The following is an 18,264-nucleotide window of genomic DNA, read 5'->3' as shown; positions in this document are numbered from 1 at the left end:
CTTGCCCCCGCGATTGCCCCGGGAGTCGCCCGTCAACCCATGCGTGGAGGTGCGATCGACCGCATCCTGAATGCGGTACGCGTCCATCTGGGCACCGAGATCGCCTTCGCTTCGCGCTATATCGAGAATGGCCAGAAGGAACTTACGCATATCGATGCGGATTTCGAGTTGCCGATGGGGCCCGGGTTCCGCGATCCGAGAGAGAACAGCTATTGCTGGCACATCGCCGAAGGACGCCTGCCCGAACTGATCCAGGATCCGTCCGATTTTCCGTTCACGCAGGATATCGCGATCACGCATTTCCTGCCGGTCGGCTGCCATCTCAACACGCCGCTTCGCCTGTCGGACGGCACGCTTTACGGCAGCTTCTGCTGTCTCAGCCGTTCGCCGGACCGCACGATGACCGAACGCGATCTCGGCGTTCTCAAGGCTTTTGCCGCCCTGGCCGTCGAGCAGATTGAGTCGACACTGGACAGCGATTATCGCCATTCCCGGATCGATGCCCGCATCAACAAGCTGGTGGAAGAGAAGGGCATGCAGATCGTCCAGCAGCCGATCCATGCCATCAAGACGGGTAAGCCGGTTGGTGCCGAATGCCTCGCGCGCTTTCCCGATGCGATGATGCGCGGTCCCGACAAATGGTTCGACGAGGCGGCCGAGATAGGTCGCGGAGTGGAGCTGGAATTGCTGGCCGTCGAATGCGCGCTCGAGAGCATGCGGAAGGTGCCGAATGACTGTTACCTGTCGGTCAATGTGTCGCCCGAAGCGGTCATGTCGGGCGCCTTGGGGGCGATCCTCGACAAGGCAGGCGAAACCAACCTCGTCATCGAACTCACCGAGCATAACCAGGTCGAGGATTTCCCCGCTCTGAAGGCCGCTCTCGAGCCTATCCGCAAACGCGCGCGGATCGCCATCGACGACGTCGGCTCGGGTTATGCCGGAATGCGCCACCTCGTCGACCTAGCGCCGGACCTGCTCAAGCTCGACATGACGCTGACCCGCGACATCCACAAGGACGTAGCGCGCTGCGCTCTGGTCGGTGCGATGGTGAAATTCGCCGAGGCAATCGGTTCGAAGCTGATCGCCGAGGGCATCGAGTACGAGGAAGAGGCCGAGGTCCTTCGCAGGCTTGGCGTCGAGTACGGGCAGGGCTTCTTCTACGCAAAGCCCATGCCGGTCGAGGATGCGGCCAAATACCTAAAAAAGGGCTGAGAACTCCCATTGTTATCGGAGATGTGAAGGTGAAACGGTTCCAGTCCGCCGCCGCCCTTCTAGGAGCGATTACCATGCTTTCTGCCTGCGGTAGTGATCCGCATTCCTTCCAGCCGGGCGATTGGGAACTTCAAGCGTGGCTCGAAGGAGATACTCCGGGTGTCCGGGCAGGGGAGATGACCGATACCGTCACGATCCCGCAGGACCTCGCATCGGCCTCTCCGAAAGCGGTCTTCTTTTCCGAATTCTATCACGGCGCCAAGGCTGCGAACGTCACTTTCGAAGATGGCGAAATTTCGGGCCATCTCGATCAGGGGGCAGTGGCACCGTTCCCCGAACACTCGCAGGCCGTTTCGGGGTGGTACCGCAACGATAGCTTCGAAATGAAAATCGCCATGCCGCCCATTGGCGGAGTGCAAAGTTACCAGGTCGTGACCGGTAAGCTGGTGGACCCGGCGATCTGAGTCCCGAAAAAGAGGCCGGTCAGGAAGTGTCCCAACCGGCTCCAATTCATCGTTACTGATCCAGGAACGAGCGCATTTTGCGGCTGCGGCTCGGGTGCTTGAGCTTGCGCAGCGCCTTGGCCTCGATCTGGCGGATACGTTCGCGCGTCACCGAGAACTGCTGGCCGACTTCCTCCAGCGTGTGGTCGGTGTTCATGCCGATGCCGAAGCGCATGCGCAGCACGCGTTCTTCGCGCGGCGTGAGCGAGGCAAGGACGCGGGTGACCGTTTCCTTGAGGTTCGCCTGGATCGCAGCGTCGACCGGGATGATCGCGTTCTTGTCCTCGATGAAATCACCGAGATGCGAATCTTCCTCGTCGCCGATCGGCGTTTCGAGACTGATCGGTTCCTTGGCGATCTTCATCACCTTGCGCACCTTCTCGAGCGGCATGGAGAGCTTCTCCGCCATCTCTTCGGGCGTCGGTTCGCGGCCCTGGTCGTGCAGGAACTGACGGCTGCAGCGGACCAGCTTGTTGATCGTCTCGATCATGTGGACCGGGATGCGGATCGTGCGCGCCTGGTCGGCGATCGAGCGGGTGATCGCCTGGCGGATCCACCAGGTCGCGTAGGTGCTGAACTTGTAGCCACGGCGGTATTCGAACTTGTCGACCGCCTTCATCAGGCCGATGTTGCCTTCCTGGATGAGGTCGAGGAACTGCAGGCCGCGGTTGGTGTACTTCTTCGCGATGGAGATCACGAGGCGCAGGTTCGCCTCGACCATTTCCTTCTTGGCGATACGCGCTTCACGCTCGCCCTTCTGGACCATGTTCACGATGCGGCGAAATTCTTCGAGCGCCATGCCGGTGGCGCTGGCGATGTCGCTGATTTCCGTGCGGATACGGTCGATTGCGTCGGCTTCCTTCTCGGCGAAGGCGGCCCATTTCTTGTCCTTCTTGACGCGGTCATCCATCCACGCATCGTCGAGCTCGTTGCCGATATAGGCATCGAGGAAGTCGACGCGCTTGACCTTGTGACGCTCCGCAAGGCGCAGCATCTGGCCGCCGAGCGCGGTCAGGCGGCGATTGAAGGCGTAGAGGTTGTCGACCAGGAATTCGATCTTGGTCGCATGGAACTGGACGCTTTCAACCTCGGCGGTGAGCTGGTCGGAAAGGGCTTCGTACTTCTTTTCCTTGGCTGCCGGGAAGGCTTCGCCGCGGCCGAGGGTCTCGACGCGTTCCTTCTGGAGCTTCTCGAACTTGCCGAACAGGTCCTTGATGCGGGCGAAGCGCTCGATAGCGTCGGGCTTGAGCGCAGCTTCCATCTGCGCCAGCGACATCGTGTTGTCTTCTTCTTCCTCGTCGTCCTTGGAAGAACCTTCTTCGCCGTCTTCGCCGTCTGACTCCTCGTCGTCGTCCTCGTCGTCATCGTCGCGGATGGTCGGGCCGGCGGTTTCTTCCGAGATTTCGCCGTCGTCATCGTCGTCTTCGGCATCGTCGGCCATCTTGTCCGCCGGCGGCTCTTTCGAGAGCATGGCATCGAGATCGAGGATCTCGCGCAGCTGCATCTCTTCGTTGTTGAGCGCTTCGGACCACTGGATGATCGCGTGGAAGGTGATCGGGCTCTGGCACAGGCCCATGATCATCATGTCGCGGCCGGCCTCGATACGCTTGGCGATGGCGATTTCGCCTTCGCGGCTGAGCAGTTCCACCGCGCCCATTTCGCGCAGGTACATGCGGACCGGATCGTCGGTACGCTCGCCCGTGGCGGCCTTCTTGGCAGCAGGCTTCTTGGCCGCGTCCTTTTCCTTGGCGGAAGGAGCGGGCGCGATTTCCTCGACCTCGTCCTCTGCCTCGGCTTCCTCGTCGTTCTCGACGATCTGGACGCCCATTTCGGACAGCGCCGACTGGATATCCTCGATCTGGTCGCTGCTCATCTCGCCTTGCGGCAAAGCGTCGTTGAGCTCGTCATAGGTGACGTAGCCCTTTTTCTTCGCCTTGGTGATCAGCTTCTTAATCGAAGCTTCGTTGAGATCGATCAGGGGGGCGTCGTCTTTGTCGCCCGACTTGGATTTGGTGGCCATAAACTGGGGTCAGTCCATATTTTCTGCGCTGTCGGAGACTTCGCTCCGCGCGGTATCTGATTCTCTAGCGGCCGGCGAAGCGGCCTTTCGGCTTGCCATCTGGCCGAGTCGCGCCTCGAATTCCAGCTTCCGCTTCAACAAACGCTGTTGATCGGCAAAAGCTCCTTCGGGGTCGGTTTCGAAACGCGCGGTCGCTTCTGAAAGCGCGGCTTCGAGCGCCGGCCTTTCGACCAGCAACGACACGGCTTCAGCCAGATCCTCGCGCGCATCAACCGGGTCTGTGCCTTTATCGAGAAAGGCGAAATAGGTGTTTGCCGGTGGGGCGGGTAGGCCTTCTGGGAGGGATATGGGCGATTCGGCGCGCGAATCAAGCGTTTCCGCAGCGGCAATCAACGAATCTATTGCAGGGCCGACTTTCGGGTCACGCGCGGCAAAGCGCGACAGGGCTTCCTCGTGGCGGACGATCTCGCCCGGAAAGCGCAGCAATCCGTGGATGACAGCCACCGCCAAGGCATCGCGCGAACCGCCAGACATGGCGTGCTTCAACCGGGCAGCGGTCTCGGGCGACAGGCGAGGGGGCGCGGCATTGAAGCCTCCCTTCTTCCATTCGCCGCGCGGTTTGAATTCGCGAGGCGGGAATGCGTAGGCAGAGAACCGCTCGAGCAGTTCCTTCTTGTAGAGCGCCCGAATGTCGGGGTGCTGGATCGTATCGACATGGGCCAGCAAGCGCTCCTTGAGGCCCGCCTTCTCTTCGGGCGAATTGAGCGGCAGGGCGTCGCGCTCGAAAGCCCAGAGCGTGTCGAGCAGGCTTGCGGGAGAGCCAAGCAGTTCCTCCATCGCCCCGACGCCCTTGTCGCGGATGAAGTCATCGGGATCCATTCCGGCCGGCATGCGCACGATCGACAGCGAGTGCCCGGGGCGCAGCATCGGCAGTACACGGCCAATCGCGCGCATGGCTGCACGTTGGCCGGCATTGTCGCCGTCGAAGCACAGGATGGGGCGCTCGACCTGCCGCCACAGCAGCTCGATCTGGTTTTCGGTGAGGGCGGTCCCAAGCGGGGCAACGGCTTCCGCGATACCCGCATTCGCGAGCGCGATGGCGTCCATATAGCCTTCGACCACGATGATCCGCCCGCTCTGGCGCGCGGCGGGTGCTGCGCGGTGCAAATTGTAGAGCGTGCGACCCTTGTCGAAGAGCGGCGTATCGGGGCTGTTGAGGTATTTCGGCCCGTAGGCGTCATCGTCGAGGATACGGCCACCGAAAGCGATGACCCTCCCGCGGGTGTCCTGGATCGGCAGCATGAGGCGGCCGCGGAACCTGTCGTAGGGATCCTTGTCCTCGACATCGATCCGCATCCCGGCCTCGATGAGCATGGCTTCGTCGAAATTCGACAGGGCCCGCTTGAGCGCCTGGCGATCGGACGGGGCAAAACCGAAACCGAATTCCTTGACGATCCCGGCCGAAAATCCGCGCCGCTTCAGGTAAGCCCGCGCGTCCGCACCCTCGGCAGAGCCCAGTTCGTCGACATACCATTGCTGGGCGGCTGCCGTCACATCGTGCAGGCTCGCGCGCTTTTCCGCACGTTCGGCAGCGCGCGGATCGGGGGCAGGGACCTCCATCCCGGCTTCCGCCGCGAGTTCCTTCACCGCATCCATGAAAGGCATGCCGCGCTGGTCGGTCAGCCAGCGAATTGCATCGCCATGCGCCTCGCAACCGAAGCAATGGTAGAACCCCTTCTCGTCATTGACGTAGAAGCTTGGTGTCTTCTCGTTGTGGAAGGGGCAGCAGGCCTTGAACTCACGCCCCGCCTTGGTGAGGCGCACAGTGCGGCCGATCACTGCGGACAGCGTGGTCCGCATGCGCAATTCGTCCAGCCATTGGGGTGAGAGGGCCATGCCGCGTCCCTACCGCGAGCCGCGCCAAACCGCTAGCTTGCGGGCGTCTCAGCTACCGGATTTTCCTCTGCGGGAAAGGGACCCAACGCGATGGCCTGATTGCCGTCGATTTCCAGCAGGTAGGCGTCCGCAGGACCTGCCGGGGGAAGCGTGGACTGCCACCAAAAGCTGATCGTCGTGCCCGGTTTCCAGCCGTCGCCTTCGACGACGCGCCAGATGATCCGCCCGTCATCGCTGGTGATCGAAATCGCATCTTCTCCGCCCAGAGCTTCCACCGCCTGCTCGGTCGAATAACCGACAGCGCGGGTGAAACCATGTGCCTGTTGCGTCATGCGGAAGAGGGTCGGCGGACTTTCGACGACCTCGGGGCCTTGCGCGGGCTGCTCGGCCTGCGTCCAATCGTCCGACAGGGTCACCTGGTGGACATAGGTGTAGACAGTGCCTTCCGGCATTTCTCCCGGCTCGCATTCGGTCACGTCGGCGGGGCAGGCGACAAAGCTGACCATCTTGCCGATTTCGCGGTTGCCGGCGCTGAGTATGGTCTCGACCTCGGGGCCCTGGGGGCCGACGATCCTGGCGCCCAGCGTTTCCATGTCGAGATCGGCAGCCGCCAGCGTGCGCGGCTGGGCCACCGAGGGTGTCGGCGTGGGGGTGGGTTCCGGTTCACCTTGCGAACATGCAGCAAGCGCGAGCGGGGCGATCAGCAGCAACTTCCTCACGATAGAGCTTCCTTCACCAGGCCGCTTGCCTTGGTCATGTCGAGGGTGGCGCCGTGGCGCGCTTTCAGCTCGCCCATGACCTTGCCCATGTCCTTCATGCTTTCCGCGCCCGTATCGGCCTTGATCTGGGCGATGGCTGCGCGGGTTTCTTCCTCGCTCATCTGCTGGGGGAGGAATTCCTCGATGACGACGAGTTCTGCCTTTTCCTTGTCGGCGAGTTCCTGGCGTCCGCCATCTTCGTACATGGCGATCGATTCCTTGCGCTGCTTGGCCATCTTCATCAGCACATCGGTGACGAGCTCGTCATCCCCGGGCTTCTTGTCGGCGGTGCGCAGTTCGATGTCGCGATCCTTGATCTTGGCGCCGATCAGGCGAAGCGCGGCCGTGCGCTCCTTGTCCTTCGCTTTCATGGCAGTGACGGTTTCGGACTGGATCTTATCGCGGAGCATCGGTTCTCTTTTTCGTTAAACTGTGGATGGTTCGCGTCTCATGTAATGGAAGGGCGCGGAAAGCCAAGAGTTCCACTCAATCGCGGGTTGACGGGAATCGCTGCGCACCCTAGCGGCTGGGACTTAGCACACATCGCTGGAAACCCCCTGACCCGGAGCGCCCATGGCCCTGTCCGCATTCTCGCACGCGCAACCTAAAGACGCGACGGGAGTCATCGTCCTCGCAGATGGCACCTGCATCTGGGGCAAAGGCTTCGGCGCCACCGGCAGCGCGGTGGGCGAGGTGTGCTTCAATACCGCCATGACCGGCTACCAGGAGGTGATGACCGATCCCTCCTATGACAGCCAGATCGTCACCTTCACCTTCCCGCATATCGGCAATGTCGGCGCGAACGAGGAAGACGTCGAAAGCCGCGGCCTTGGCGCGGTCGGCCTGATCGTGCGGCAGGACGTGACCCGCCATTCGAATTTCCGCGCCCGCGACGAGTTCGTCGAATGGTGCGCCAAGCACGGCAAGATCGGCCTTTCAGGCGTCGATACCCGCGCGCTTACCCGCCGTATCAGGGCGCAAGGCGCACCCAATGCCGTGATCGCGCACAACCCGCGCGGACAGTTCGACCTGAAGGCTCTGAAAAAGCAGGCCGCGGAATGGAGCGGGCTTGAAGGCCTCGACCTGGTTCCCGGCGTCACCCGCGACGACCGCGAGGACTGGAAGGGAGGCTACTGGCAGCTCGGCACAGGCTATGCAGAGGCCGACAATGCCAAGCCCCACGTTGTTGCCATCGACTATGGCGCAAAGGACAACATCTTCCGCAACCTCGTGAAGGCCGGTGCGAAGGTCACGGTCGTTCCGGCGCGCACCAGCCTCGAGGACATCCTCGCGCTGCAACCCGACGGGGTGTTCCTGTCGAACGGCCCCGGCGATCCGGCTGCAACCGGCGAATACGCTGTCCCGGTCATCCAGGGCCTGCTTGAACGCGATATCCCGCTGTTCGGTATCTGCCTTGGTCACCAGATGCTCGGCCTCGCGGCTGGCGCCAGGACCGCCAAGATGTTCCAGGGCCATCGCGGCGCCAATCACCCTGTCCAGCGTGTAGGCGAGGGCTGGGGTGAGAGCGAGGGGCTCGTCGAGATCACCAGCATGAACCACGGTTTCGCCATCGATGCCGAGACGCTGCCGGAAACGGTCGAGCAGACCCACGTCTCGCTCTTCGACGGCACCAATTGCGGGATCACGATCAAGGGCAAGAAGGCCTTCGGGGTCCAGTATCACCCCGAGGCGAGCCCCGGGCCGCAGGACAGTTTCTACCTCTTCGAAAAATTCGTGGGGATGCTTTGATGATTACTTTCAAGCGCACGCACTCGGCTGTCGTAGCAGCGGTACTGGCTTTGTCGCTCGCAGCTTGCGGTAGTTCCGATACTGCGTCGCATGCGGCAAATGGCGAGGCAGGTCCTGCAGCAGTCCCTCAGGTCGATACCGGCTGGGCCGTAGGGACCGACGATGATGGCGCCTTCCAGCTGAAGCGCCAGCTAAACCAGCTTACGCTGGCCTACTCGCTCGCACCCGGTTCGGATGGCCCGCGTGCTACCGTGCGGGCCTCGGTGTTCCCGTGCATGAACGGCGAGGGGAACGAGATGGCGGAGGAAAGCTTCACCCCCATCGATGACGAGAGCGGCCAGATCATGACCGTGCGCGACCGGATCGACAGCGTCATCGGAAGAGTGGCTTCCAAATGCCGCATCCCGGAAGAGGTCCGGACCGACATCACCGCCGGTTTCGACGGCAAGTATTTCTCCACCGACAGCCAGCGCGCAGCGATCAGCGGATCATAGACGAAAGCTCCCATGCCCAAACGCACAGACATTTCCTCGATCCTCGTAATCGGCGCCGGCCCGATCATCATCGGCCAGGCCTGCGAGTTCGACTATTCCGGCACGCAGGCGATCAAAGCGCTGAAGGAAGAGGGATACCGGGTCATCCTGGTGAACTCGAACCCTGCCACGATCATGACCGATCCGGAAATGGCCGATGCGACCTATGTCGAGCCAATCACGCCCGAGATCGTCGCCAAGATCATCGAAAAGGAACGCCCCGACGCGGTCCTGCCCACGATGGGCGGGCAGACGGCGCTGAACTGCGCGCTGTCGCTCTTCAATGACGGCACGCTGGAGAAATACGGCGTGCAAATGATCGGCGCCGATGCCGATGCGATCGACAAGGCCGAAAACCGCCAGCGTTTCCGCGAGGCGATGGACGCGATCGGGCTGGAAAGCGCGCGCAGCGGCGTCGCGAACACGGTCGAGGAAGCCTATGCCGTGCTCGAACGCACCGGCCTGCCCGCGATCATCCGCCCCAGCTTCACGCTCGGCGGCACCGGGGGCGGCATTGCCTACAACAAGGCCGAGTTCGAACGCATCGTGCGCGAAGGTCTCGACGCATCGCCCACCACCGAGGTCCTGATCGAGGAATCGCTCCTCGGCTGGAAAGAGTACGAGATGGAGGTGGTGCGCGACCGCAAGGACAATTGCATCATCATCTGTTCGATCGAGAACGTCGATCCGATGGGCGTGCATACCGGCGACTCCATCACGGTCGCTCCCGCGCTGACGCTGACCGATAAAGAATACCAGATCATGCGCACCGCCTCGATCGAGGTGCTGCGTGAAATCGGGGTGGAAACAGGTGGTTCGAACGTACAGTTCGCAGTCAATCCCAAGGATGGCCGCCTTATCGTGATCGAGATGAACCCGCGCGTTTCGCGGTCCTCGGCGCTCGCATCCAAGGCCACCGGCTTCCCGATTGCTCGCGTCGCCGCGAAACTCGCCGTCGGCTACACGCTGGACGAAATCCAGAACGAGATCACCGGCGCGACCCCAGCCAGCTTCGAGCCGACCATCGACTATGTCGTGACCAAGATCCCGCGCTTCGCATTCGAGAAGTTCAAGGGTTCGAAGAACGAGCTGTCGACCGCGATGAAGTCGGTCGGCGAGGTCATGGCGATCGGTCGCTGCTTTGCGGAATCGATGCAGAAGGCGCTGCGCGGTCTGGAAACCGGCCTCGACGGGTTCAATCGTGTTCCCGAGCTCGAAGGCGTGTCCAAGGAAAAGATCACCGCCTCGCTCAGCCAGCGCACCCCTGATCGTATCCTCAAGATCGCGCAGGCATTCCGCGAGGAATTCACGGTCGAGGAAATCGCGCAGATCACTGGCTTCGACCCCTGGTTCCTGCGCCAGATCGAAGCGATCATCTACGAAGAGAACATGCTCGGCCACAACGGCCTGCCGCGCGATGCGACGGAGATGCGCCGCCTGAAGGCAATGGGCTTCTCCGACAAGCGTCTTGCAACGCTTGCGGTGCGTTCGGTGGGTGTGGCTGGCGGCATGGCTGAAACGCAGGCCCGCCGCTCGGGCCTGCTGCACGACGCGCTGCGCGCCATGGCGGGCGCGACGAGCGAACAGGAAGTGCGCAAGCTGCGCCACAAGCTGGGCGTCTACCCGGTCTACAAGCGCATCGACAGCTGCGCCGCCGAATTCGAGGCGATCACGCCCTACATGTACTCGACCTACGAAGCGCCCAGTTTCGGTGAGAGCGAGGACGAGGCCGACCCCAGCGACCGCAAGAAGATCGTCATCCTCGGCGGCGGCCCGAACCGTATCGGGCAGGGCATCGAGTTCGATTACTGCTGTGTCCACGCCTGTTTCGCGCTGGCCGAAGCCGGGTTCGAGACCATCATGGTCAACTGCAACCCGGAGACGGTTTCGACCGACTACGACACATCGGACCGCCTCTATTTCGAGCCGCTGACCGAGGAGGACGTCCTCGAAATCATGCGCACGGAAATGTCCAGGGGCGAAGTGGTCGGCACGATCGTCCAGTTCGGTGGCCAGACGCCTCTGAAGCTTGCGGCTGCGCTTGAGCGGGAAGGCATCCCGATCCTCGGCACTTCGCCGGACGCGATCGACCTCGCCGAAGACCGCGAGCGGTTTGCCAAGCTGGTCAACAAGCTCAACCTCAAACAGCCGCTCAACGGTATTGCCAAGAGCCGTGACGAGGCCGCCGCAGCCGCTGCGCGCATCGGATATCCGGTCCTCCTCCGCCCGAGCTATGTGCTGGGCGGCCGCGCGATGGAGATCGTCGACAGCGAACCGCAGCTCGATGACTACATCAACACCGCAGTGAACGTGTCGGGCGACAGCCCCGTTCTGGTCGATCAGTACCTGCGCGATGCGATCGAATGCGATGTCGACGTCATTTCGGATGGCAGCGAAGTCCGCATTGCTGGCGTCATGCAGCATATCGAGGAAGCGGGCGTCCACTCGGGCGACAGTGCCTGCACGCTGCCGCCGTACAGCCTCCCCGACGAAATCGTGGAGGAAATGGAACGCCAGGCCACTGCGCTTGCCCAGGCGCTCGACGTACGCGGCCTCATGAATGTGCAGTTCGCAGTCAAGGATGGCGAGGTCTACCTGATCGAGGTCAACCCGCGCGCCAGCCGCACCGTGCCTTTCGTCGCCAAGGCGATCGGCCAGCCGGTCGCCAAGGTGGCAGCACGCGTCATGGCAGGCGAGCCGCTTTCGAATTTCGAACCCTTCAACCTGCGGCCCGATCATATGGCCGTGAAGGAAGCCGTCTTCCCCTTCGCCCGTTTCCCGGGTGCGGACCCCGTGCTCTCGCCCGAGATGAAATCCACCGGCGAGGTGATGGGCATCGACCGCAGTTTCCCGGCAGCCTTCTACAAGTCGCAGCTCGGGGCCGGTATGCGCCTGCCGACCGAAGGGACGGTGTTCGTTTCGGTCAAGGACAGCGACAAGGAAGTCATCCTTCCGGCGGTCAGGACCATCCTCGAACAGGGCTTCAAGGTTATCGCGACCGGCGGAACCCAGCGGTTCCTGTCCGAGCAGGGGCTCGACGTGGAACGGGTCAACAAGGTCGCCGAAGGACGTCCGCATATCGTCGATGCGATCATCGACGGCGAAGTGGCGCTGATCTTCAATTCCACAGAGGGCTGGCAGTCGCTCCTGGACAGCAAGTCCATCCGTGAAGCGGCGCTCGAAAAGAAGCTTCCCTACTACACGACCGCGGCCGGGAGCCTGGCCGCGGCACGTGCGATTGCGGAGGTTTCGACCGAGCAGCTTGAAGTGCGTTCCTTGCAAGACTATTATAGCTGACAAGAACACACGCGTACCCCTTCCTCACATTCGACCGCGCAAGGTTCCGCAAATTCGCGGACCGGGGTCGAATTGTCCGGGGAAGGTTCGCAAAGCAGGAAGGATTGAAGCCCCATGGATAAAGTGCCCATGCTGGCAGAGGGCTATGAGAAGCTGACCGCAGACCTCAAGCTTCTGCGCGCGGAACGGCCCCGTATCGTCGACGCGATCGAGGAAGCACGCGCGCACGGCGACCTCTCGGAAAACGCCGAATACCATGCCGCCAAGGAACGCCAGGGCCAGGTAGAGGCGATGATTGGCGACCTTGAAGACAAGATCAGCCGCGCGCAGATCATCGATCCGACCACGCTGTCGGGCGACAAGGTTATCTTCGGCGCGACGGTGACGCTGCTCGACGAAGACGACAAGCCGGTCAAATACCAGATCGTCGGTCAGACCGAAGCAGACGCCAATAAGGGCCGCATCAGCTACACCTCGCCGATTGCGCGTGCCCTGATCGGCAAGCAGCTGGAAGATGAAGTGGAAGTCACCGTGCCCAGCGGCGACAAGTTCTACCTGATCGAAAAGATCGAATTTATCTGATCTTCTCAGCGCGACCGAATATGCAAAAACCCCGCCTCGTGCGGGGTTTTTCTGTTCAGGCGGTGCGCCTGCCTCGTGCCGGGTCGATCGTCTTCACCATCGCCCAGTTCGTGATTTCCACACCATCGATCTCGAAGGTCCGCTTTTTCATCGCGTTATAGCCGGCTTTTTCGAAAGCGGGCTTTGCGATGTGGCTCGCCTCGGTGAAGAGGTGGGTGATCCCGTGATACTTGGCGTATAACGCTGCCGTCTCGAGCAGGCTGGTGGCCAGCCCTTCCTTCGTGTGGTCGGGATGGCAATAGAGATGGTCGAGATGGCCGGTCTGCTCCAGCATCGCATAGGCAACCGGTTCATCGTCCTCATCAGTGGCGATGAAGATCTGCGTACCTGCATCTGCCTGCGCCTGGTAGACCTCGGGCCCGGCGAAATTCGCCAGCCAGGCCTCTACCTGTTCTTCGCTATAGGCGTCCGGTCCGATGGCTCCGATCGCAGCGCGGCCGAGTTCGGCGAGCGCTTCCGCATCGCCGTCCTCGAATGAGCGGATCGAATAACCCATCGTGTTTGTCCTCAGGCGTCGGGATCGAGCAGCTTGTGGAGGTGGACGATAACGTACTTCATTTCGGCATCGTCGACCGTGCGCTGCGCGTTACCGCGCCATGCGCTTTCTGCATCTTCATAGGTGGAGTAAACACCGGCGACGTGGATGCTCTCGGGATCCGAGAAGGTAACGCTGCGCGGATCGGTCACGCGGCCACCCATCACCAGGTAAAGCGTCTGCTTGCTCTCTTTTTCTTCCATGATCGGTTCTTTCGCTTGGGGAGGAGGAAATTTGGCCACGCCAATAACGAAAGCGGCGCGACAGGCAAGCCCGTCACGCCGCTACGTGGTTTTGGTTTAGATTCGGTTTAGTTGGTCAGACGCGCGCGAAGGTCGCGATAGGCGCGCGAGGATTTGCGGCTTGCACGGCGACTGCTCGAGCGGACGGTGTCGCCCATCGAGTCGAGCCGATAACCGGCGTCGCGCTTGATGCGGCGGGCCTGCGTTCCGGCTGCGTCGCTGAAATCTTCGAACTTGTCGCCGGCACCTTCGATCATCGAAAGACCGTAGGCGATAGCGGCATCCGTCGCATAGGATGCAAGCGATCCACCACGACGGCCAAGCTCGCGGCCGCGGCGGGTCATGGCGCCGATAGCAAGCCCGACGACGACTGCGCCCGCAACGGTTGCAACCGGGTGCTTCTTTGCAAATTCGATGGCGCTGTCGGCGACGTCCTTCGCCTGATCGGCAAACGAGCGTTCTTCATTGCGACGTTCGCCTGCTTCGATGCGCGCGCGCAGCTGATCGCGCTTTTCAGCGTCGGTCAGCTTGCTGTCTGCGCTGATCGGGGTGACGTTGGTCTTTGCTGTGTCGGACATGGGTAAACCTCTTGAATTTGTGTTCGTAGCTATAACGGTTCGCGGGGGGTCAGCGTTCCGAGCCGTCTGAGGTTTCGTCCCAATCCTCGTCCTCTTCGTCGTTCACAATTCCCAACAGCTCCAGCAGCGGGTTCCTTGCGAACCACACAACGATGGCGGCGACCAAGGCGGCGAGGGCGCCCTTGTTGTCCTCCGCCACGTCGATGGCTTCTTCGTAGAGGTCCATCGCGCCCTCGGTCACGCGGTCCATCGCGCGTTCGCCAAGGCCCTTGTGGGCGAAGTCGGCCTTGATGTGCTTGATATCGGCTTCGACCAGCGCCCGCGCGGAGTCGCGCAGGTACTTGTCTTCGAGCATGCGAGCCTTGCGATCACTCATTGTTGCCGTCCGTGAAAGCATCGCGGATGTCGTCGATGCGGCCCTTGAGCAACATGAGCAGGACCACTCCGGCAATTATCAGGGCCAACGTTACCACTCCCGTTGCGCCCCACGGGCCGAGCAAGGGCATGAGCGCGATGACGGCACCGACGGTGAAGGAGATCAGGGCTAGGTGGAGCACGCCAAAGGCGCCAAGCCCGAAAGCAATGGCGCCCTTAAGGCGATTGGCCGTGAAGCCGGCGCGGCTCTTTTGGTAGGCGACTTCCGCCTCGGCGTAAGTCTTCCCGTCTTCGAGAAGAGCGAACAGGTCGTCGGTAAGCGAAGGACCGTGCTGTCCCTCGCCATCCTCTTCCGGATCGTAATCGTCGGGCAGGTCGAGCGGACCTTCGTAGTCCGCCCGATCCTGTGTTTCACTATCTACCATCGGGCCCCCAGCTGCTGATCGTTATCAGCGACGGAACAGGCGCGAGATCAGGAAGCCTGCAACAGCAGCGATGCCGATTGCAGTACCCGGGCTCTTGCGGACGAATTCGCGGCCGTCTTCGACGAGATCGTCGACGCTCTTCTGGTCGAGCTTGGATGCGTAATCGTCGAGCGCGCTCGAGGCGCTACGTGCGTAGTCGCCATATTTCGCACCGAGCTTCTCATCGACCTGGTGCGCGTTTTCGGTGATGGTCTTGCTCAGCGAACGCAGGCCTTCGCTGGTCTTCACCTTGCCTTCGGTGGCGAGTTCCTTGCCCTTGACCTTGGCATCGGCGCCATAGGCCTTGGCATCGGCAACCCAGTCTTCGCTCTTGCCCTTGGCCTGGCCGCGGTAAGCTGCGGCGCGTTCCTGACCTTCGGCCTTGAGCGCGGCTGCACCTGCCTTGGCTTCTTCGAGAGCGGCATTGAAACGGCTCTTGGCTTCGGCACGATGCGGGTTGGCGGTGGTGGTGTCGGTGGTTGCGGTGTTGGTCACGGGTGTCATCTCCTTGGCGGTACTGGTCTTGGCCACGGTCTTGCGCGGCTTTTTCGCAGTGCCTGTTTTCTTTGCGGTGGAAGTCTTGCGCTTTTTCGAAGCGCCTGATGCGGTGGAATCTGCCATTGCTCTCGTCCTTGCCCTCAATTCGTATTCATTCCCCGGCGTTTGTCACAAACCGGGTGTTCTATGGTGCAACGCAACTTGCGCGCCGTTGTTCCGACGAATAGAGCGCTTTCCAACCCTCGACTTGGGGGTGTTTTACTGAATTACAACACCTGTCTCCGGAGTCACGCTTCCAATGACCGCAATCATCGACATCCACGCTCGTGAAATCCTCGACAGTCGGGGCAATCCCACGGTCGAAGTCGACGTTTTGCTTGAAGATGGAAGCTTCGGCCGCGCTGCGGTGCCTTCGGGTGCCTCGACCGGCGCGCATGAAGCCGTCGAGCTGCGCGATGGCGACAAGGCCCGCTACCTCGGCAAGGGCGTCACCAAGGCGGTCGACGCGGTCAATACCGAGATCCGCGACCTGCTGATCGGTAACTTCGATGCCGAAGACCAGCGCGATATCGATCACTCGATGATTGCCCTCGACAATACGCCCAACAAGGGGCGCCTTGGCGCGAACGGCATCCTTGGTGTCAGCATGGCAACCGCAAAGGCTGCGGCAAATGCTCGCGGATTGCCGCTCTACAGCTACATCGGCGGCGTTTCGGCGCACGTCCTTCCGGTCCCGATGATGAACATCATCAACGGCGGCGAGCATGCCGACAACCCGATCGACATCCAGGAATTCATGGTCATGCCCGTGGGAGCCGACAGCCTGGTGGAGGCCGTGCGCTGGGGTGCCGAGGTGTTCCATACGCTCAAGAAGAAGCTGCATGAAAAGGGTCTCGCCACCTCGGTTGGAGACGAGGGCGGCTTCGCCCCGAACCTTGCAAGCACGCGCGATGCGCTCGATTTCATCATGGCATCGATCGAACAGGCCGGCTTCAAGCCGGGTAAAGACATCGTTCTCGCGCTCGATTGCGCATCGACCGAATTCTTCAAGGACGGCAAGTACGAGATCTCTGGCGAGAAGCTTTCGCTGACCGGCGTGGAAATGGCCGAATATCTCGACAAGCTGTGCGCCGAGTATCCGATCCGTTCGATCGAGGACGGCATGGCCGAAGACGACTTCGAAGGCTGGAAGGCCTTGACCGATCGGATCGGAAACAGCGTGCAGCTGGTAGGCGACGACCTCTTCGTCACCAACCCGCAGCGCCTGCGCGAAGGTATCGTCCAGGGTCTCGCCAACTCGCTGCTCGTCAAGGTCAACCAGATCGGCACGCTGTCCGAAACGCTCGACGCGGTGAACATCGCAAACCGCGCGGGCTACACTGCAGTCATGTCGCACCGTTCGGGCGAGACCGAGGATGCCACCATTGCCGATCTCGCGGTTGCCACCAACTGCGGCCAGATCAAGACCGGCAGCCTTGCGCGCAGCGACCGGCTCGCCAAGTACAACCAGCTCATCCGCATCGAGGAAGAGCTGGGCGACAGCGCGCTCTATGCGGGCCGCGACTGTCTCGGAAAGATCGTCTGCTGAAGACCTAGTTGTCGGCCCGGTTCTTCGGGTGCAACCAGTACTGATAGACACCCCAGCCGTTGATGAGCAGCAGCAGGCCGTTCATCGCGGCCAGGGGCAGTGCGCCCTGCGTGATGCCGATGTAGATCCACAGCGTCGATACGAGGCAGAACAGGACAAAGCCCCATCCAGTCGCACGGCGTCCGAGATCGAATGCGATCATCGACGCGGCAAGGACGGTGCCGATCGAGGCAATCCATTCCACCGGTCCGTTCATGATATCCTCTTCCCCATGTTTGCCACGACGCTTTCCGCAAGCTAGCGTTCCGCAATTGCTCTTGTGGGAGAGGGGCTTGGCAGGTTTTCCGGTTCTTCCTGACGAGGTGACGCCCGACTGGCTCGGCGCCATTCTGGGCACGCAGGTTTCATCGGTCCGCTGGGAGCCGATCGGAACGGGTCAGGTCGGCGACAGCGTCCGTTTCCATCTCGAAGGCGAAGGCGTTCCGCCAACATTGGCCGGCAAGTTTCCAGCGGCCGATGCGGCTAGCCGCGGGACTGCGGTCCAGTTCGGCCTCTACCGCAAGGAAGTGGAATTTTACCGACAGGCGGCGCCATTGGTCGACGTACGCGCGCCGGGTGTGCACTTTGCAGTCGTTACCGAAGATGGCGCGGAATTCTGCCTGCTCTTCGAAGATCTCGCTCCGGCACGGCAGGGCGACCAGATCGCGGGGTGCGGTATCGAAGATGCCCGGCAGGCCATTCGGCAGGCCGCCGCCATTCATGCGCCGAGCTGGGGGAGGGCGGACATCCTGCAGGCCGAGTGGGTCCAGCCGCCCGAAAATCTCGGCGCGACAGTCAGCATGATGTATCCGCAGGCCCAGGCCATATTCCGCGAGCGTTACGCCTCATCGCTGGAGCCGGAACTGATGGATTTGTGTGACGGGCTGGCACAACGCGCCGCGCAATATTTCCAGCGCGACGCGGAACCCCGGTGCCTCGTCCACGGCGACTTCCGCCTCGACAACATGCTCTTCGATGTACGCGGCGGGGCGGAGCCCATCGCCATCCTCGACTGGCAGACGACGACAGTCGGCAACCCGATGAACGATGTCGGCTATTTTCTTGGTTGCGGGATCGGCCAGCTCGGCCTCGATCATGAAGGCGAGCTGCTCGATCTCTACTATGCCGAGATGGCGCAGCGCGGGGTCGAGATCGATCCGGATCGGATGACCCGCGATTACAGCCTAGGCATTTTGCACGGGGTTTCGACTGCCGTGTTCAGCGCGGCCTTTGTCGAGAGGACGCCGCGCGGGGATGACAATTTCCTGTCCATGGCCCGCGGTGCCTGTTCACTGGCGCTCCGCCACGATAGCCTGTCCGTGCTTTAGGAGACCT

General features: G+C 62.0%; 19 protein-coding genes. 8 read left to right on the top strand and 11 right to left on the bottom strand.

The genetic code is table 11. The features are described 5' to 3' along the window. Window positions 1-39 precede the first annotated feature (39 nt). On the top strand, window positions 40-1,212 hold the full coding sequence (locus K3136_RS01985; protein WP_221431262.1) for a sensor domain-containing phosphodiesterase: 1,173 nt from the start codon (window positions 40-42) through the stop codon (window positions 1,210-1,212). Between the two features lie 74 nt (window positions 1,213-1,286). Further along, the gene (locus tag K3136_RS01980; RefSeq protein ID WP_221431261.1) at window positions 1,287-1,676 is read left to right on the top strand and encodes a hypothetical protein; all 390 of its coding nucleotides are present in this window, start codon (window positions 1,287-1,289) and stop codon (window positions 1,674-1,676) included. A gap of 52 nt (window positions 1,677-1,728) precedes the next feature. Here K3136_RS01980 and rpoD read toward each other — a convergent pair whose 3' ends face one another. Genes rpoD through K3136_RS01960 form a run of 4 tightly spaced genes read right to left on the bottom strand, consistent with a single transcriptional unit; the run spans window position 1,729 to window position 6,799 of the window. Further along, the gene (gene rpoD, locus K3136_RS01975; protein ID WP_221431260.1) at window positions 1,729-3,735 is read right to left on the bottom strand and encodes an RNA polymerase sigma factor RpoD; all 2,007 of its coding nucleotides are present in this window, start codon (window positions 3,733-3,735) and stop codon (window positions 1,729-1,731) included. Between the two features lie 9 nt (window positions 3,736-3,744). Next, window positions 3,745-5,631 (bottom strand): DNA primase, encoded by a 1,887-nt coding sequence (dnaG, locus tag K3136_RS01970; protein ID WP_221431259.1) that lies wholly within the window; start codon window positions 5,629-5,631, stop codon window positions 3,745-3,747. 32 nt (window positions 5,632-5,663) lie between these two features. Beyond that, window positions 5,664-6,350 carry a hypothetical protein gene (locus K3136_RS01965; protein ID WP_247711399.1) on the bottom strand — a complete coding sequence of 229 codons (687 nt, stop codon included), beginning with the start codon at window positions 6,348-6,350 and terminating at the stop codon, window positions 5,664-5,666. Beyond that, complete coding sequence (locus tag K3136_RS01960) at window positions 6,347-6,799, bottom strand: GatB/YqeY domain-containing protein (protein WP_221431258.1); 453 nt, start codon at window positions 6,797-6,799, stop codon at window positions 6,347-6,349. The genes K3136_RS01965 and K3136_RS01960 overlap by 4 nt, the downstream gene beginning before the upstream one ends. A 163-nt stretch (window positions 6,800-6,962) precedes the next feature. On the opposite strand from K3136_RS01960, the gene carA reads away from it, so the two are divergent. The 4 genes from carA (at window position 6,963) to greA (ending at window position 12,550) form a co-directional block, all read left to right on the top strand. Continuing rightward, window positions 6,963-8,138 carry a glutamine-hydrolyzing carbamoyl-phosphate synthase small subunit gene (carA, locus tag K3136_RS01955; RefSeq protein ID WP_221431257.1) on the top strand — a complete coding sequence of 392 codons (1,176 nt, stop codon included), beginning with the start codon at window positions 6,963-6,965 and terminating at the stop codon, window positions 8,136-8,138. Next, complete coding sequence (locus K3136_RS01950) at window positions 8,138-8,632, top strand: hypothetical protein (protein WP_221431256.1); 495 nt, start codon at window positions 8,138-8,140, stop codon at window positions 8,630-8,632. The genes carA and K3136_RS01950 overlap by 1 nt, the downstream gene beginning before the upstream one ends. Before the next feature lie 12 nt (window positions 8,633-8,644). After that, window positions 8,645-11,968: a carbamoyl-phosphate synthase large subunit gene (gene carB / locus K3136_RS01945; RefSeq protein WP_221431255.1), complete on the top strand. Its 3,324-nt coding sequence runs from the start codon at window positions 8,645-8,647 to the stop codon at window positions 11,966-11,968. A 114-nt stretch (window positions 11,969-12,082) separates the two neighbouring features. Beyond that, a complete protein-coding gene (greA, locus tag K3136_RS01940; protein WP_221431254.1) occupies window positions 12,083-12,550 on the top strand; it encodes a transcription elongation factor GreA in 468 nt (155 codons plus the stop codon). 55 nt (window positions 12,551-12,605) lie between these two features. On the opposite strand, the gene K3136_RS01935 is transcribed toward greA, so the two are convergent. From K3136_RS01935 to K3136_RS01910, 6 genes are all read right to left on the bottom strand, one after another. Beyond that, a complete protein-coding gene (locus K3136_RS01935) occupies window positions 12,606-13,106 on the bottom strand; it encodes a GNAT family N-acetyltransferase (protein ID WP_221431253.1) in 501 nt (166 codons plus the stop codon). An 11-nt stretch (window positions 13,107-13,117) separates the two neighbouring features. Continuing rightward, complete coding sequence (locus K3136_RS01930) at window positions 13,118-13,348, bottom strand: DUF4170 domain-containing protein (RefSeq protein WP_221431252.1); 231 nt, start codon at window positions 13,346-13,348, stop codon at window positions 13,118-13,120. Window positions 13,349-13,455: 107 nt separating this feature from the next. Beyond that, window positions 13,456-13,965, bottom strand: a complete 510-nt coding sequence (locus K3136_RS01925; protein ID WP_221431251.1) for a hypothetical protein — start codon at window positions 13,963-13,965, stop codon at window positions 13,456-13,458. A gap of 49 nt (window positions 13,966-14,014) precedes the next feature. Next, window positions 14,015-14,341 (bottom strand): hypothetical protein, encoded by a 327-nt coding sequence (locus K3136_RS01920; RefSeq protein WP_221431250.1) that lies wholly within the window; start codon window positions 14,339-14,341, stop codon window positions 14,015-14,017. Next, window positions 14,334-14,765, bottom strand: a complete 432-nt coding sequence (locus K3136_RS01915; RefSeq protein ID WP_221431249.1) for a phage holin family protein — start codon at window positions 14,763-14,765, stop codon at window positions 14,334-14,336. Before K3136_RS01915 ends, K3136_RS01920 begins: the two co-directional genes overlap by 8 nt. A 24-nt stretch (window positions 14,766-14,789) precedes the next feature. After that, complete coding sequence (locus K3136_RS01910; protein ID WP_221431248.1) at window positions 14,790-15,425, bottom strand: hypothetical protein; 636 nt, start codon at window positions 15,423-15,425, stop codon at window positions 14,790-14,792. Window positions 15,426-15,600: 175 nt separating this feature from the next. Between K3136_RS01910 and eno the strand changes: the two genes are divergently transcribed. Next, complete coding sequence (gene eno / locus K3136_RS01905) at window positions 15,601-16,890, top strand: phosphopyruvate hydratase (protein WP_221431247.1); 1,290 nt, start codon at window positions 15,601-15,603, stop codon at window positions 16,888-16,890. A gap of 4 nt (window positions 16,891-16,894) precedes the next feature. On the opposite strand, the gene K3136_RS01900 is transcribed toward eno, so the two are convergent. After that, on the bottom strand, window positions 16,895-17,146 hold the full coding sequence (locus K3136_RS01900) for a hypothetical protein (protein ID WP_221431246.1): 252 nt from the start codon (window positions 17,144-17,146) through the stop codon (window positions 16,895-16,897). A gap of 76 nt (window positions 17,147-17,222) precedes the next feature. Here K3136_RS01900 and K3136_RS01895 point away from each other — a divergent pair, with 76 nt between their 5' ends. After that, entirely contained in the window at window positions 17,223-18,257 is a 1,035-nt protein-coding gene (locus tag K3136_RS01895; RefSeq protein ID WP_247711398.1) for an aminoglycoside phosphotransferase family protein, read from the top strand. Window positions 18,258-18,264: the final 7 nt, after the last annotated feature.

This window comes from Qipengyuania gelatinilytica (assembly GCF_019711315.1).
GTDB lineage: Bacteria > Pseudomonadota > Alphaproteobacteria > Sphingomonadales > Sphingomonadaceae > Qipengyuania > Qipengyuania gelatinilytica.
This window is presented reverse-complemented; position numbering and strand designations above follow the sequence as displayed.

Coding starts and splice junctions, on each gene's coding strand:
- eno (WP_221431247.1), top strand. CDS start 15,601: ATGACCGCAATCATCGACATCCACGCTCGTGAAATCCTCGACAGTCGG.
- K3136_RS01915 (WP_221431249.1), bottom strand. CDS start 14,765: ATGGTAGATAGTGAAACACAGGATCGGGCGGACTACGAAGGTCCGCTC.
- K3136_RS01980 (WP_221431261.1), top strand. CDS start 1,287: ATGCTTTCTGCCTGCGGTAGTGATCCGCATTCCTTCCAGCCGGGCGAT.
- K3136_RS01925 (WP_221431251.1), bottom strand. CDS start 13,965: ATGTCCGACACAGCAAAGACCAACGTCACCCCGATCAGCGCAGACAGC.
- carA (WP_221431257.1), top strand. CDS start 6,963: ATGGCCCTGTCCGCATTCTCGCACGCGCAACCTAAAGACGCGACGGGA.
- K3136_RS01900 (WP_221431246.1), bottom strand. CDS start 17,146: ATGAACGGACCGGTGGAATGGATTGCCTCGATCGGCACCGTCCTTGCC.
- K3136_RS01910 (WP_221431248.1), bottom strand. CDS start 15,425: ATGGCAGATTCCACCGCATCAGGCGCTTCGAAAAAGCGCAAGACTTCC.
- rpoD (WP_221431260.1), bottom strand. CDS start 3,735: ATGGCCACCAAATCCAAGTCGGGCGACAAAGACGACGCCCCCCTGATC.
- K3136_RS01930 (WP_221431252.1), bottom strand. CDS start 13,348: ATGGAAGAAAAAGAGAGCAAGCAGACGCTTTACCTGGTGATGGGTGGC.
- K3136_RS01960 (WP_221431258.1), bottom strand. CDS start 6,799: ATGCTCCGCGATAAGATCCAGTCCGAAACCGTCACTGCCATGAAAGCG.
- K3136_RS01950 (WP_221431256.1), top strand. CDS start 8,138: ATGATTACTTTCAAGCGCACGCACTCGGCTGTCGTAGCAGCGGTACTG.
- K3136_RS01935 (WP_221431253.1), bottom strand. CDS start 13,106: ATGGGTTATTCGATCCGCTCATTCGAGGACGGCGATGCGGAAGCGCTC.
- K3136_RS01920 (WP_221431250.1), bottom strand. CDS start 14,341: ATGAGTGATCGCAAGGCTCGCATGCTCGAAGACAAGTACCTGCGCGAC.
- K3136_RS01985 (WP_221431262.1), top strand. CDS start 40: ATGCGTGGAGGTGCGATCGACCGCATCCTGAATGCGGTACGCGTCCAT.
- greA (WP_221431254.1), top strand. CDS start 12,083: ATGGATAAAGTGCCCATGCTGGCAGAGGGCTATGAGAAGCTGACCGCA.
- carB (WP_221431255.1), top strand. CDS start 8,645: ATGCCCAAACGCACAGACATTTCCTCGATCCTCGTAATCGGCGCCGGC.
- dnaG (WP_221431259.1), bottom strand. CDS start 5,631: ATGGCCCTCTCACCCCAATGGCTGGACGAATTGCGCATGCGGACCACG.